The organism is Polaromonas sp., from assembly GCF_049790275.1.
GTDB lineage: Bacteria > Pseudomonadota > Gammaproteobacteria > Burkholderiales > Burkholderiaceae_C > Polaromonas.
On the sequence record NZ_JBAQYR010000048.1, the window covers coordinates 18,895 to 33,809 of the forward strand.

Here is a 14,915-nt window from a genome sequence, read left to right on the forward strand (position 1 = left end):
CATGAACGCCCCTGACAAACTCACACCCGCCGTCCCGCCGCGATTGAGCAGCCTTTCGCACGGTGGCGGCTGCGGCTGCAAGATCGCGCCCGGCGTACTCAGTGAAATCCTCAAGAATTCCAGCAACCTCCCGATTCCGCCACAGTTGCTGGTCGGCATCGAAACTGCCGATGACGCGGCGGTGTACCTTCTCAACGACGAGCAGGCGCTGATCGCCACGACAGACTTCTTCATGCCCATCGTCGATGACCCGTACGACTTCGGCCGCATCGCCGCCACCAATGCCATCAGCGACGTCTACGCCATGGGGGGTACACCCATCATGGCGCTGGGCCTGGTCGGCATGCCCATCAACGTGCTGCCGCTGGAGACCATAGGCGCCATCCTGCGCGGCGGGCAGGACGTCTGCCGCGATGCAGGCATTCCCATCGCCGGCGGCCACACCATCGATTCGGTCGAGCCAATCTACGGCCTGGTGGTGCTCGGGCTGGTCCATCCTTCCCGCGTCAAGAAAAATTCGGGCGCCCGGGCGGGCGATGTGCTGATCTTGGGCAAACCACTGGGTGTCGGCATCCTGTCGGCAGCGTTGAAAAAGGACGCACTTGATGCAGAGGGTTACGCACGCATGATCGCCGTAACCACCCAGCTGAACAAGCCGGGCATCGCGCTGGCACAAATGGAAGGTGTGCATGCACTGACCGACATCACCGGCTTCGGCCTGCTGGGCCACGGCCTGGAGCTGGCGCGCGGCGCCAGACTGAAGATGGAGCTGCAGCTTGACCAGATCCCGCTGCTGCCGGGTGTGCTCGAACTGGCAGCCCGGGGCATGGTCACCGGCGCCTCGGGCCGCAACTGGGCCAGCTATGGCAGCGAAGTGGGCTTGCCGGCAGGCATCAGCCCGGCCCAGCAAGCCTTGCTGTCCGATCCACAGACCAGCGGCGGGTTGCTGGTGTCCTGCGCCCCGGAAATCGCTGACCAGGTCCTGGCATGCTTTCACAGCCAGGGTTTCGCCGATGCCCGCATCATCGGCTGCATGCTGGAAGGCAACGGCGTTCAGGTCATCTAGTGCGGTGCTGCACGCTGTCTGCAGCGCGATCGCCTGTAAAAGGAGCCACGCCGGCGTGCCTGCCATCGGCCGCGCTACGGGATAACACCGTCACGAAGCTGTCAGCTTGCCTTCTATAGTCCTCTATAGAATCCCATCCGCGCAGACCTGCATCCGGCCCCCTCCTCGCGAGGATCTGCCGGATGATTGTTAATGCGCGGACTCTTTTTTCTGGAGACAACAATGCGCGCCTTATTGAAATTTTCCAACGCCGTGGACTGGCTTAACGCCCTGATCGGCAAATACGTGATCTGGCTGATTCTTGCCTCCACCGTGATCAGCGCCGTCAACGCCGTGATCCGCAAAGTTTTCAACATGAGTTCGAACGCCTACCTGGAAGTGCAGTGGTACCTGTTTGCGGCAGCCTTCCTGCTGGCCGCGGGTTACACCCTGCTCCATGGTGAGCACGTCAAGATTGACGTGCTTTCCAGCAGGCTGTCCAAACGCGGACAGATCTGGATAGACATCATCGGCTTCGCCATCTTCCTCACACCGGTTTGCCTGACCATCCTTTATTACGGGATTCCGTTTTTCCTGCAGGGTTACCGCTCTGGCGAGGTCTCCGCCAACGCCGGCGGCCTGATCCGCTGGCCCGTCTACGCCATGATTCCCCTCGGCTTCACCTTGCTGATGGTGCAGGGCTGGTCGGAGCTGATCAAGCGCGTGGCCTTTCTCAAAGGCCTGATCGAGGACCCGACGACCAGGAAGGTTGAAAAGACGGCTGAAGAAGAGCTGGCCGAGGCGATACGCCGCCTCGCCGAGTCCAGAACTGCCGGCTGAACAGGAACACCATCATGGAATTTTTCATTGCCAATCTCGCCCCCATCATGTTCATGGGGCTGATCGTTTTCCTGCTGATGGGTTTTCCGGTGGCGTTCAGCCTCGGCGCCTGCGGCCTGTTTTTCGGTTTTATCGGCGTCGAGCTCGGTGTGTTGCCCGAAGCACTGCTTCAGGCCCTGCCCCTGCGCCTGTTCGGCATCATGCAGAACGATACCTTGCTGGCCATCCCCTTCTTCACGCTGATGGGCCTGGTGCTTGAACGCAGCGGCATGGCCGAGGACCTGCTGGACACCATTGGCCAGCTCTTCGGCCCGCTGCGCGGCGGCCTGGCCATTGCGGTCATCCTGGTCGGCGCGCTGCTGGCAGCCACCACCGGCGTGGTCGCGGCCTCGGTGATCTCCATGGGCCTGATTTCCCTGCCCATCATGCTGCGTTACGGTTATGACCGGCGCATCGCCTCGGGCGTGATTGCGGCCTCGGGCACTCTGGCACAAATCATCCCGCCGTCACTGGTTCTCATCATCCTGGCTGACCAGCTGGGCCGCAGCGTGGGCGACATGTACAAAGGCGCTTTCGTTCCCGGTTTCATCCTGACTGGCATGTATGTCGGCTATGTCTTCGTGCTCGCCTTCATCAAACCGCAATGGGTGCCTGCGCTGCCCGCTGAAGCGCGCACCATCCGCGAGGACAACGGCAAGGCCGGCCTGCTGTCGCTGCTGCTGCTGACGATTGCCTCGGCGGGCAGCGCCGTTTACTTTGCAAAGCACTATGCCGAGGTGCAGACCTGGTGGAAAGGCGAAGCAGTCACAACCGTGGCCCTCGATGAAACCATCGTGGTGTCCATGTGCCTGGGCGTGATTCTGGCCTTTGTCATTGCCGTGATCAACAAGGCTACCCGCCTTGGCCTGCTCTCCCGCATGGCCGAACGCGTCACCTTTGTGCTGATCCCCCCGCTGCTGCTGATTTTCCTGGTGCTGGGCACGATTTTCCTTGGCATTGCCACACCGACAGAAGGCGGCGCCATGGGTGCGCTGGGTGCCTTGATCATGGCTTTTGCGCGCCGTCGCCTGAGTTTTTCGCTGCTCAAGCAGGCCCTGAACACCACCACCAAGCTGTCGTGTTTTGTGGTTTTCATTCTGATCGGATCAACGATTTTCAGCCTGGTGTTCCAGGGTGTGGACGGACCGAAATGGGTGGAACATCTGCTCAGCGGCCTGCCCGGCGGCCAGACCGGCTTCCTGATCGTGGTCAACGCGCTGATCTTCTTCCTGGCCTTCTTCCTGGACTTCTTCGAGTTGTCCTTTATCGTGGTACCGCTGCTGGCGCCTGTGGCTGAAAAGCTGGGCATCGACCTGATCTGGTTCGGCGTGCTGCTGGCGGTGAACATGCAGACGTCCTTCATGCATCCGCCCTTCGGTTTTGCGCTGTTCTATCTTCGCAGCGTCGCACCGATCAAGGAATACACCGACAAGGTCACCAAAAAGCTGATCCAGCCCGTGACCACCATGCAGATCTACTGGGGTGCCGTTCCCTTTGTGCTGATCCAGATCGTCATGGTCGGCCTGATCATTGCCTTCCCGGGCATTGTGTCCAGTGGCCTCGACAAGGTTGAGAAACTCGACCTCGACAAGGTGATCCTGGAAGTCCAGCAGGAGCCTGTTGAAGCACCTGCAGCCCCGGGCAGCGCCGAAGAAGCCGCCGCTGAGAAAAAGCTGGCCGATGATGACCCAATGAAGGCCATGGAGGACTCCATGGCCAAGGACAAGGGAAAGAAGTAACGGCCTCTTGCGGCTTCTGCTTCGAAACCCCAAAAGCCCCGGCATACCGGGGCTTTTTTTTGCGCGTTTGCAGGCCGTTGAATATCTGCTTGACCCGCTGTCGACCAGGCTCCAAAGACTTCAGCTGCCTCCGAGGAGCGTCACGCAGCCGCGCGGCGACTGCTCACTACACGCGCCCTCTGCCGCACGCTGCCCCAGAGGCAGTCAGGGCTTGGATAACGCTATTTGTGCAAATGTGTCCCTTCGGGTTGCGATCAAAAAGTCCATGAGCAAGGCGTAAAACGCCGTCGGGGTGCTAGCGCGGCGTCCATGCGCGAAGCTTTACAGCGGAGCAGCACCATCAGCGGCTCTTCTCCGGGCCTCTTCGTGGCCCGGATGGCTACGGGCCATCCCCCGACAAGACTTTGCAACACCGCGAAGACTCCCGGGTCATGGGTGACGACAAGCATCCATAAAAAAAGCCCCGCAGAGCGGGGCTTTGATCAGCATGGCTGAAACTGCTGATTACAGCTTCTGGGCCTGCATGAAGCTGTCGAAACGTGCTTCGGTAAAACGGAACCAGAGATTCTGGTCCTTGCGGAAGCCGGCGTAATCTTCGTAAACCTTCTTCCAGCTCGGATTCCGTGCGCTGATCTCCGAATAGAGGGCCATGGCTTCCTTGAAAGCGAGGTCCAGCACGTCCTTGGGGAAAGGCAGCACCTTGGTCTTGCTGCCGACCAGCTGCTTCAGCGCCGTCGGATTCTTGGCATCGTACTTGGCCTGCATTTCGACGTGGGCATACGCCGCAGCCGCTTCGACGATGGCTTTGTTCTCTGCAGACAGGCCCTCATAGGCCTTGTTGTTGACGAACACGTCCAGCTCGGGGCCGCCTTCCCACCAGCCAGGGTAGTAGTAAAACGGGGCGACCTTGTTGAAGCCCAGTTTCTGGTCATCGTAAGGACCAACCCATTCAGCGGCGTCAATCGTGCCTTTTTCCAGTGCCTGGTAAATCTCGCCGCCAGGGATGTTCTGTGGCACCGAGCCCATACGCTCCAGCACCTTGCCGCCGAAGCCGCCGATGCGCATCTTCAGGCCTTTCATGTCCTTGACCGATTTGATTTCCTTGCGATACCAGCCACCCATCTGGCAGCCCGTATTGCCGGCCGGGAAATTGATGATGTTGTACTTGGCGTAGAACTCGCGCATCAGCTTCATGCCGTTGCCTTCGTACATCCAGGCCGTCATCTGGCGGCTGTTGAGGCCGAAAGGAATGGCGCAACCGAGCGCAAAAGTCTCGTCCTTGCCGAAAAAGTAGTAAGGCGCGGTATGGCAGCATTCGACCGTGCCGTTCTGCACACCATCCACCACACCGAAAGCGGGCATCAATTCGCCGGCTGCGTGAGTGCTGATGGTGAATTTGCCACCGCTCATTTCACTCACTTTTTTGGCAAAGGTCTCAGCGCCGCCAAAAATGGTGTCCAGCGATTTCGGGAAGCTCGACGCGAGGCGCCAGCGAATAGCGGCGCCCTGGGCATGGACAGCTGGGGCTACGCCAGCAGCCAGTACACCGGCAATGCCGGCATTCTTGATAAGGGAACGACGATCCATGAGCTAACTCCTCAGTTATAAAAATTAAACAAGGTACAACCAGCCGCGAGTTTAGGAGCCACCCAATCCATAGACATTGGGAGTTACCCACTCAGGGCTTAACCTCATTGACGGAAACTGCAAGCACAACGGCCTTGAGGGGCACATTGCTGCGCGAATTGTAGGAGTGTGCCGATGTTCACTTTCGCGGGTTTTCCCTTGAAAACGGATCTGCAGAATCAGGCCTTCAGTGTTCTGTCAGCAAGCCAGGCCGGAACGGGGAAAACGGATCGCGCGTCGCTCACACATACGCAGCCGCTTCTTGTTGTGGCCGGTCCATCCGAAAGAATCGCGCTGCCGCCCGGTAGCCGCGCAGGGGCAGCTTTCGGTTTCATGCATGCGTCAAGCCACGGATTTCAGCGAGCGCTTGGCCGGTTTTGCCGGAACGGGCAAGGTGCCGAAACGGGCAACGATGGCCTGCTCGATGCCCACGGCATCCAGCCCCTGCAAGGCCAGCAGCCGGGCCGGGTCGCCATGCTCGGTGAACTCATCGCGCAGGCCCAGGTGCAGCATCTGCCGGCTTACGCCGGCCGCCGACAGTGCCTCAGCCACCGCGCTGCCTGCGCCGCCCATGACGGTGCCCTCCTCCACGGTGACCAGGGCATCATGGCTGGCTGCGACCTGGAGCAGCAATTCAGTGTCAAGGGGCTTGGCCCAGCGCATGTTGACCACGGTGGCACCCAGTTTTTCGGCTGCCTGCAGCGCTGGGTAAAGCAAGGTGCCAAAAACCAGAATGGCCACTCCCGCACCCTCGCGGCGCAGCTCGCCCTTGCCAAAGGGCAAGGCGTCCAGATGCGTCTGCGTGGCCACTCCGGCACCTGCGCCGCGCGGATAACGCACAGCCACCGGATGATTCTGCTCAAACGCGCTGCTCAGCAGCATGCGGCATTCGTTCTCGTCGGCCGGGCAGGCCACACTCATGTTGGGAATGCAGCGCAGGTAGGCAATGTCGTAGGCACCGGCGTGTGTGGCACCGTCGGCACCGACCAGGCCGGCACGGTCCAGAGCAAACACCACCGGCAGGTTTTGCAGCGCCACATCGTGGATCAGCTGGTCATAGCCCCGCTGCAAGAAGGTCGAGTAAATGGCCACCACCGGCTTGAGGCCTTCACAGGCCATGCCTGCGGCAAAGGTCACCGCGTGCTGCTCGGCGATGCCGACGTCGTAATAACGATCGGGGAACCGCTGGTGGAACTCCACCATGCCCGAGCCTTCACGCATGGCCGGCGTGATGCCGACCAGCCGGCTGTCCTTTTCAGCCATGTCGCAGAGCCAGTGGCCAAAGACCTGGGTGAAGGTCTGTTTGGCCGGCGCGGTGGACTTCTGCAGCCCCATCGCCGGGTCGAACTTGCCCGGTCCGTGGTAGGCCACGGGGTCGGCTTCGGCCAGCTTGTAGCCCTGGCCTTTTTTGGTCACCACATGCAGGAACTGCGGACCGGACAGGTGCTTGATGTTTTCCAGCGTGGGAATCAGCGACTCGAGGTCATGACCGTCAATCGGCCCGATGTAGTTGAAGCCGAAGTTCTCGAACAGTGTGGCAGGCACCACCATGCCCTTGGCATGCGTCTCCAGCCGCTTGGCCAGCTCGAACAGCGGTGGTGCCACCTTGAGCACATGTTTGCCGACGTTTTTGGCGGAGGCGTAGAACTGCCCGCTCATGAGCTGCGCGAGGTAACGGTTCAGCGCACCTACCGGCGGGCTGATGCTCATGTCGTTGTCGTTGAGTATCACCAGCAGCTTGCAGTCGCAGACACCGGCATTGTTCAGCGCCTCGAAGGCCATGCCCGCACTCATGGCGCCGTCGCCGATGATGGCCACCGCATGGCGGTCTTCACCCTTTTGTTTGGCCGCCATGGCCATGCCGAGCGCGGCGGAAATCGAGGTCGACGAATGCGCGGTGCCAAACGTGTCGTATTCGCTTTCATCGCGCCGCGGAAAGCCGCTGAGGCCGCCGAACTGGCGCAGGCTGGCCATGCGTTCGCGCCGGCCGGTCAGGATCTTGTGCGGATAAGTCTGGTGGCCCACGTCCCAGACCAGCCGGTCGTCCGGCGTGTTGAACACATAGTGCAGCGCCACCGTGAGTTCGACCGTGCCCAGGTTGGAGCTCAGGTGTCCGCCGGTCTGCGACACGCTGTGCAGCACATAAGCGCGTAGCTCGTCAGCCAGCGTCTTGAGTTGCGCGCGCGGCAACTGGCGCAGGTCGGCAGGGCTGTTGATGGTTTCAAGCAAGGGGTACATCGTGGTGTCTTGTTTCTGGTGGCTTTTTTCTTTGGGAGGCGCTGGCTGCTCTTCCTTCATGTCGTGCGGTTGACCAGCATGTCGGCCAGTGCGCTGAGCGCAGCCGTGTGCCCGAGTTCACTGGCTTTCAGGCTGTGATGCGCCTGGGACAGCAGCTCCTGCGCATAGTTGCGGGAAGCGGGCAAGCCCATCAGCGAGACAAAAGTCGGCTTGTCCTGGGCGGCGTCCTTGCCTGCGGTTTTACCCAGCGTGGCCGAGTCGGCCGTGACATCCAGGATGTCGTCGACCACCTGGAACGCCAGCCCCACGGCTGCGCCATAGTCGCGCAACGCATTTTTTGCCGCGGCCGACGGCTTGCCGCAGGCGGCACCCATCATCACGCTGGCCTGCAGCAGCGCGCCGGTTTTCAGCCGGTGCATGTCATGCAGTTCATTGGACGACAGCGTTTTTCCGATGCTGGCCAGATCGATGGCCTGGCCGCCGGCCATGCCCTGGTAACCCGCGGCCTGCGCCAGCATGCGGCACAGGGCCGCCTGGGTTGCGGCATCGATGGAGTCGTCTTCCGGTGTCAGAAGTTCGAAAGCCAGCGCCTGCAACGCATCACCGGCCAACAGCGCCTGCGCCTGGCCGAATTTCACATGCACCGTGGGTTTGCCGCGCCGCAGCACATCGTTGTCCATGCAGGGCATGTCGTCATGCACCAGCGAGTACGCGTGAATCAGCTCGACCGCACAGGCCACACGCAGGGCCGCGCGGGGATGGCCGTCCACCGCCTCGCAGGCGGCCATGACCAGCAAGGGGCGCAACCGCTTGCCGCCGTCGAGCACTGCGTAGCGCATCGCATCACCGAGCCCGGCGGGTGCCGGAACCGGTTCGAGGGGCGCAACCCAGCGCGTCAGGGCTTGCTCTACAGCGGCAAGCTGCCGGGCGCTCCAGGCGTCCAGCGCAAAAGGTTTGTGCTCAGTCAATGTCTTACTCTTGGTTCCAGGGCTTGAGTTCACTGCTCTCCAGCACCTTGATCTGGTTTTCCACAGCTTCCAGCTTGTCGTGGCAGAACTTGAGCAATTCGGCACCGCGCTGGTAGCCGGTCAGCAACTGGTCCAGCGGCAGTTGGCCGGACTCGAGACGGGCCACCAGGGTTTCAAGTTCTTCCAGCGCAGCTTCATAGCTGGCCGGTGCGGTGGGTGCGGAGGTGGAGGAGGTTTTGGCCATGGTATTTGGTTGGAGCCTGATTTTAGGCCGTTGTGGCCCTGCTTTGAGACGGACCCGCCGTTCCCAGGCCTGGTCCCGTGTTTGTGGGGTGCGAGCTGCCCACCCCGGGAAGGGTGCTTGTACGGAAAGAGCAGGAGGGCGCGCAAAGGGGCACACGTTACAATTGAAAGTAATTTTCATCCTGCCGCTCCTGGCCCGCCGTGGCAAGGTTGCCCCTCCGCCTCCTGAGTACTCACCCGAAATCACCCGTTTCGGAATCTGCATGTCTGATCTAAGCCTTCGTCTCCTGCAGGCCACCAGCCAGCTCCCCGTCTCCAGCTATTTCGATGCCGGCCTGTACCAGCGGGAGCAGCAGAAACTGTTTGCGCGCGGTCCGCGTTATGTGGGTCACGAGTTGTCGGTGCCGAACCTGGGCGACTACTACGCCCTGCCGCAGGAGCTCGGCGGCCGCGCACTGGTGCGCAACGCGGGCGGCGTGGAGCTGATCTCCAACGTCTGCCGGCACCGCCAGTCCACCATGCTGCAGGGCCGCGGCAACACCGGCAGCAACATCGTCTGCCCGCTGCACCGCTGGACCTACAACACCAACGGCGAGCTGATAGGCGCACCGCACTTTGAAGTCGATCCCTGCCTGAACCTGAACCGCTACAAGACCAGCAGCTGGAATGGCCTGGTGTTTGAAGACAACGGCCGGGACATCGCCGCCGAAATGGCACCGCTGGGCGCCATGCCCGACCTCGATTTTTCGGGCTACCAGCTCGACAAGACCCACCTGCACGAGTGCAACTACAACTGGAAAACCTTCATCGAGGTCTACCTGGAGGACTACCACGTCGGCCCCTACCACCCCGGCCTGGGCGCCTTCGTGACCACGGACGACCTGCGCTGGGAGCTGGCGCCGAGTTATTCGGTGCAGACCGTCGGTGTGTCCGACAAGCTCGGCAAGCCCGGCACCGACGTCTACAAGAAATGGCACGATGTGGTGCTGCAGTACCGCAAGGGCGTGCCGCCCAAGTACGGCGCGATCTGGCTGACTTACTACCCCAACGTGATGGTCGAGTGGTACCCGCACGCCCTGGTGGTCAGCACCCTGCACCCGCAGGGGCCGGACAAGACGCTCAACGTGGTGGAGTTTTTCTATCCCGAGGAAATCTGCGCCTTCGAGCGCGAGTTCATGGATGCGCAGCAGGCCGCCTACATGGAGACCTGTGTCGAAGACGACGAGATTGCTCTGAGCATGGACGCCGGCCGCAAGGCCCTGATGCAGCGCGGCGACAACGAGTTCGGCCCCTACCAGAGCCCGATGGAAGACGGCATGCAGCACTTTCACGAGTGGTATCGCCGCGAAATGGGTGCCAGCAAGACCACGCAAATGCTCTGAGGCCGGCGCTGCACGGGCAGTTCACTATCTTTTTCATAGCTGCCTGCGCCCGCCCCCAAAGGGCAAAAGCCACTTTTCACCCCCAATCCCACCCAGGCCGACACATGCAAGCCCTCTGGATGTTAGCTGCCGCCTTCTTCTTCGCAACCATGGCGGTCTGCGTCAAGTTCGCGTCGGAATACTTCAACAGTGCCGAACTGGTTTTCTATCGCGGCCTGCTCGGCATGTTCTTCATGTGGGCGCTGGCCCGCACACGCGGCGTGACGCTGTCCACCCGTTTTCCCGGCATGCACATGTGGCGCAGCCTGGTGGGTGTGATCTCGCTGGGTGCCTGGTTTTACGCCATCGCCCACCTGCCTCTGGCCACGGCCATGACGCTGAATTACATGAGCAGTGTCTGGATCGCAGCTTTCCTGGTCGGGGGTGCGCTGCTCATGGGCTTGCTGCCCGCACGCGGCCAGGCAACGACCGCGAGCGTCGCCTCCCAAGGTCCGCTCGTCCTCACGGTGATCACCGGTTTCGCCGGGGTGGTGATGATGCTGCGACCAACGATCGAGCAGAACCAGGCCTTCGCCGGCCTGATCGGCCTGATGTCCGGCCTGCTCGCTGCTTTTGCCTACATGCAGGTGATGGCGCTGGCACGCGTCGGTGAACCCGAGACCCGCACGGTGTTTTACTTCGCGGTCGGCTCGGCCGTGGCCGGCGGCGCAGGCATGCTGGTGACCGGCGTGTCGGAATGGCACTGGAAACCGGCGCTGTGGCTGATCCCGCTGGGTGTGCTGGCCTCGCTGGGCCAGCTCTGCATGACGCGCGCCTACAGCCTGGCCAAAACCCGCAGCGCCACGCTGGTCGTGGCAAATCTACAATACTCCGGCATCGTGTTCGGCGCCGTCTACAGCCTGATCCTGTTTGGTGACCGGATTCCGCTGATCGGCTGGGCGGGCATGGCGCTGATCGTGGCCAGCGGCATCGCGGCCACGGTGCTGCGCGCGCGGGCCGCGCCGGGCTCACCTGCCGAGGAGCATTGAGCCAGGCCCTTGCAGGGATTCATTTTTCAACCGGGAGCCGCTCATGTACACCACCCTGATTTCCGCCGCGCAATTGCAGGCCCTGATCGACAGCCGCCAGCCGTGCCGGGTATTTGACTGCAGCTTTGACCTCTTCCAGCCGCAGGCCGGCAAACAGCAGTACCTGGAGGCCCACATCCCGGGTGCCGTCTATGCCAACCTCGATACCGACCTGAGCGCCAAACACGGCGTGCCCGGCGCCCACGGCGTGCTGACCGCCAGCGGCGGCGCCGACCAGCCCGCCTCCGGGGGGCGGCATCCGCTGCCGAACCGCGAGAAATTTGCGATCTGGCTGTCCAGCGTGGGTTTTACCAATGACATGCAGGCCGTTGTTTATGACCGGAACAGCGCCAATTACTGCGGCCGCCTGTGGTGGATGCTCAAGTGGGCCGGCCACGAGGCCGTCGCTGTGCTCGACGGGGGACTGCAGGCCTGGCAGGCAGCCGGCGGTGCCGTCGCCAGCGGCGAGGAGCCTTCGCACTTCCAGTCCAACTTTTTCCCCGGGCCTGAAAAAGCCGCGCTGGTCACTGCCCAAACCGTCGCCAGCCAGCTCGGCCGGCCCGGCCAGACGCTGGTGGACGCGCGTGCGCCCGCGCGCTTTCGCGGCGAGGTCGAACCGCTGGACCCGGTGGCCGGCCATATCCCCGGTGCCCTGAATCGCCCTTTCAGCGAGAACATCGGCCCGGACGGCAAGTTCAAGCCCGCGGCCCAGCTCAGGAGCGAATTTGAAACACTGCTGGCCGGGCACGACCCGGCCAGCGTGGTGCACCACTGCGGCAGCGGCGTCAGCGCGGTGCCCAACCTGCTGGCCATGGAAATCGCCGGCCTGGGCCGCACCGGCCTGTTCGCCGGCAGCTGGAGCGAGTGGTGCAGCGATCCCGGCCGGCCAGTGGCAAAGGGTTAGCCCGCGCGATCTGACGGCAAAAACACATTCATCCGCTGCAAGCTCCATGCATTACCATCAGCTGCAGCCCTATTGCCATGTCCAACCCTTCCTTTCCTGACTCAGCCTACCTGCTTGCGGAAGAGTTGATCGACAAGCGCTACGTCTCGGGGCTGCGGTCCCTGCTGCTGGTACTCATGGCGGGCCTGCCGCTGGTGCTGGTGCTATCCATTGCGCAGAACAGCGGTGGCATGCAGATCGCGACGGTGGTCTTATCCCTGGTTCTGATCGCCGTGTCTTACGAGTTGCTGCGCCGCGGCCACTACCAGTGGGCCAGCCACTTGTTGGTGCTTTCCCTGCTCGGCTGCACTACGGCCGGCATCCTGGTTTACGGCTCCGTACGCGGTGCCGTGGTAGTAGGTTTTGCCGCCGCGGTGATTGCTGCCGGCATGCTGCTGGAGAAAAAGGCCTTGATCGCGACCGTGCTGTTCAGCGCGACAGCCTTGGGCGTGCTGACCTGGGCCGAGGCAACCGGCTTGCTGGTCCGGCCCGACTTCTCGGTGGGCTCCAGGTTCTGGCTGCTCCACGTGCTGGTGCTGACCGGCATTGCCATCAGCGTCTACACCAGCCGCCAGGTGATCCTGGGCGCCTTGCGCAGCCAGCACACCGACCTGCGACGCCGCGAACATGCCGAGAACGAACTGCGCCTGAGCGAAGACCGCTTCAGCCGCATCTTTCGCAGCAGCCCCGCCGCCATCATCGTGCAGTCGCTCGCAGACATGACCGTGCTGGACGTCAACCCGGCCTTCGAACGGCTGTATGGCTACTCACGCGAAGAATTCCTGGGAGGCACCGACGCAGTCTTGTGGGACAAGCCGCAGGCCCGCAAGGACTTCCATCGCCAGATGGCGACCACCGGACGCGTGATCAATCTCCCGCTGGAAGCGCGCACCAGGGACGGCCGGCTGATCCACATCCTGCTTTCCACCGAGATCGAGGGCAAAGGCCAGGGGCGCATTGTGGTGTCCACCATCACCGACGCCACCGCCGAAACCCTGGCCCGGCAGGAAGCCCGGCAATCGGAAGAGCTGTTTTCCAAGGCCTTCGATTTCAGCCCCATCAACATGACCATCAGCCGGGTGTCCGACGGCACCTTCCTGGCCGCCAATGCCTCCGAAGACCGGATCCATGGCTACGAGCCGCATGAGCTGGTGGGGCGCACTGCAGTGGATGTCGGGGTCTGGCGCAATGACGCCGAGCGCCAGCAGTTCGTTGAGGAATTGCAGGCGCATGGGCGGGCCCTGAGCCGCGAAATCCAGATGCGCCATAAAAACGGCAGCATGGTCGATTGCCGCGTGTGGTCGGTGATTGTCGACATTGCCGGCGAGCCCTGCATGCTCACTTCGACCATCAACATCAGCGATCAGAAGCGGCGAGAGGCCCTGCTGATCGACGTTGCCAGGGGCCTGTCGACCGGCACCGGCGAAGCCTTCTTCCGCTCCGTGGTGCAGCACCTGGCAAATGCCATAGGCGCCGACCTGGTGATGGTCGGAGAAACGGCGCCGGACCAAAGCGTCACGTCGCTGGCCATGGTGCGGGGCGGCGTGCTGCAGCCCAATATCCGCTACCTGCTGGCGGGCACGCCCTGCGACATGACCCTCAGCCGCGGCGATCTGTGCGTCTATGGCGAGGGCGTGCAGCAGCTGTTCCCGGCAGACCCCTTTCTGCAGGAAGGCGGCTACCACGCCTACACCGGTGCGGCGCTGCGCGACGCGGACGGCAGTACCATCGGCATCGTCAACGCCTTCTGGCAGCAGCCCCAGCAGCTGTCACCGGACCGCAACGCACTGGTGCAGATCTTTGCCAGCCGCATCACGGCGGAACTGGTGCGCCTGCGCCGCGACCGGGAAATCTCGCGTCTGCATGAAACACTGGAGCAGCGCGTCAATGAACGGACCGAGCAGCTCAAGGCCACCAATGCGGAGCTCGAATCCTTCGGCTACTCGGTCTCGCATGACCTGCAGTCACCGCTGCGCAGCATCGAGGGCTTCAGTGTCCTGCTGGCACGGCGCCTCAAGGGGCGTCTCAGTGATGAGGAAGAGCGGCTGTTCGAGCGCGTCCGGCTCAATGTCGTGCGCATGCATGAACTGATCAACGACCTGCTGGCGCTGGCCCGTGTCAGCAAGGGCAAGCTGAGCCTCGAGGAGGTTGACCTCAGTGCCATGGCGCGGCAGGTGGTGGCGCAGGAAAAGCAGCGCGACCCCGGGCGCCAGGTGCAAATCACCATCCAGCCGGGCATCAGCGACCGCTGCGACAGCAAGCTCGCACGCATCCTGCTGGAGAACCTGATCGGCAATGCCTGGAAATACTCGCGCCACCGCGCCGATGCAACGATAGAGTTCGGCGTTCTGCCGACCCGCGAGGACGGCCGCAAGATGCTGTTTGTCCGGGACAACGGCGCCGGATTCAACATGGCCTACGCCGACAGCCTGTTCAAGCCTTTTCACCGGCTGCACCATGAAACCGAATTCGAAGGCAGCGGCATCGGGCTGGCCACGGTGCACCGCATTCTCGAGAGGCACGGCGGCGTGATACGTGCCGAATCCGCCGAGGGTGCCGGGGCCTGCTTTTATTTTTCCCTGGACCCCCGCTTCGGAACAGGGGCACTCTGAAGCTGCTGTGTGTCCTTGCAAGCTGGCCCCGCAACGGGGCCAGACGGGCCAGGAGGTTTTCCTACAAGCGGACACTTCATCGTCCGACTCCCCGGGTAGCCGCACCTCGCCTACATTGGGTTCATGCCTCCGGAGAGGTGCAGAAGCACAAACCGGATGCCTCGAACTCCGCT

The 14,915-nt window shown here is 62.6% G+C and carries 11 protein-coding genes; 7 read left to right on the top strand and 4 right to left on the bottom strand.

The features are described 5' to 3' along the window. Position 1 precedes the first annotated feature (1 nt). The 3 genes from selD (at position 2) to WA904_RS06185 (ending at position 3,663) form a co-directional block, all read left to right on the top strand. Entirely contained in the window at positions 2-1,066 is a 1,065-nt protein-coding gene (gene selD, locus WA904_RS06175) for a selenide, water dikinase SelD (protein ID WP_425196252.1), read from the top strand. Positions 1,067-1,288: 222 nt separating this feature from the next. Then, positions 1,289-1,885: a TRAP transporter small permease subunit gene (locus WA904_RS06180; protein WP_425196253.1), complete on the top strand. Its 597-nt coding sequence runs from the start codon at positions 1,289-1,291 to the stop codon at positions 1,883-1,885. Between the two features lie 14 nt (positions 1,886-1,899). Then, positions 1,900-3,663: a TRAP transporter large permease gene (locus WA904_RS06185; RefSeq protein WP_425196254.1), complete on the top strand. Its 1,764-nt coding sequence runs from the start codon at positions 1,900-1,902 to the stop codon at positions 3,661-3,663. 504 nt (positions 3,664-4,167) lie between these two features. On the opposite strand, the gene WA904_RS06190 is transcribed toward WA904_RS06185, so the two are convergent. From WA904_RS06190 to WA904_RS06205, 4 genes are all read right to left on the bottom strand, one after another. Continuing rightward, positions 4,168-5,250, bottom strand: a complete 1,083-nt coding sequence (locus WA904_RS06190; RefSeq protein WP_425196255.1) for a TRAP transporter substrate-binding protein — start codon at positions 5,248-5,250, stop codon at positions 4,168-4,170. 381 nt (positions 5,251-5,631) lie between these two features. Continuing rightward, on the bottom strand, positions 5,632-7,527 hold the full coding sequence (gene dxs, locus WA904_RS06195) for a 1-deoxy-D-xylulose-5-phosphate synthase (protein WP_425196256.1): 1,896 nt from the start codon (positions 7,525-7,527) through the stop codon (positions 5,632-5,634). Positions 7,528-7,583: 56 nt separating this feature from the next. Beyond that, positions 7,584-8,495, bottom strand: a complete 912-nt coding sequence (locus WA904_RS06200; protein ID WP_425196257.1) for a polyprenyl synthetase family protein — start codon at positions 8,493-8,495, stop codon at positions 7,584-7,586. A gap of 4 nt (positions 8,496-8,499) precedes the next feature. After that, the gene (locus WA904_RS06205; RefSeq protein ID WP_425196258.1) at positions 8,500-8,739 is read right to left on the bottom strand and encodes an exodeoxyribonuclease VII small subunit; all 240 of its coding nucleotides are present in this window, start codon (positions 8,737-8,739) and stop codon (positions 8,500-8,502) included. A 262-nt stretch (positions 8,740-9,001) separates the two neighbouring features. Here WA904_RS06205 and WA904_RS06210 point away from each other — a divergent pair, with 262 nt between their 5' ends. From WA904_RS06210 to WA904_RS06225, 4 genes are all read left to right on the top strand, one after another. After that, on the top strand, positions 9,002-10,120 hold the full coding sequence (locus WA904_RS06210) for an aromatic ring-hydroxylating oxygenase subunit alpha (protein ID WP_425196259.1): 1,119 nt from the start codon (positions 9,002-9,004) through the stop codon (positions 10,118-10,120). Positions 10,121-10,224: 104 nt separating this feature from the next. Then, positions 10,225-11,148 (top strand): DMT family transporter, encoded by a 924-nt coding sequence (locus tag WA904_RS06215; protein ID WP_425196260.1) that lies wholly within the window; start codon positions 10,225-10,227, stop codon positions 11,146-11,148. 43 nt (positions 11,149-11,191) lie between these two features. Further along, positions 11,192-12,091 (top strand): sulfurtransferase, encoded by a 900-nt coding sequence (locus WA904_RS06220; protein ID WP_425196261.1) that lies wholly within the window; start codon positions 11,192-11,194, stop codon positions 12,089-12,091. Positions 12,092-12,168: 77 nt separating this feature from the next. After that, positions 12,169-14,742, top strand: coding sequence for a PAS domain-containing sensor histidine kinase (locus tag WA904_RS06225; protein WP_425196262.1), 2,574 nt, complete (start codon positions 12,169-12,171; stop codon positions 14,740-14,742). Positions 14,743-14,915 lie beyond the last annotated feature (173 nt).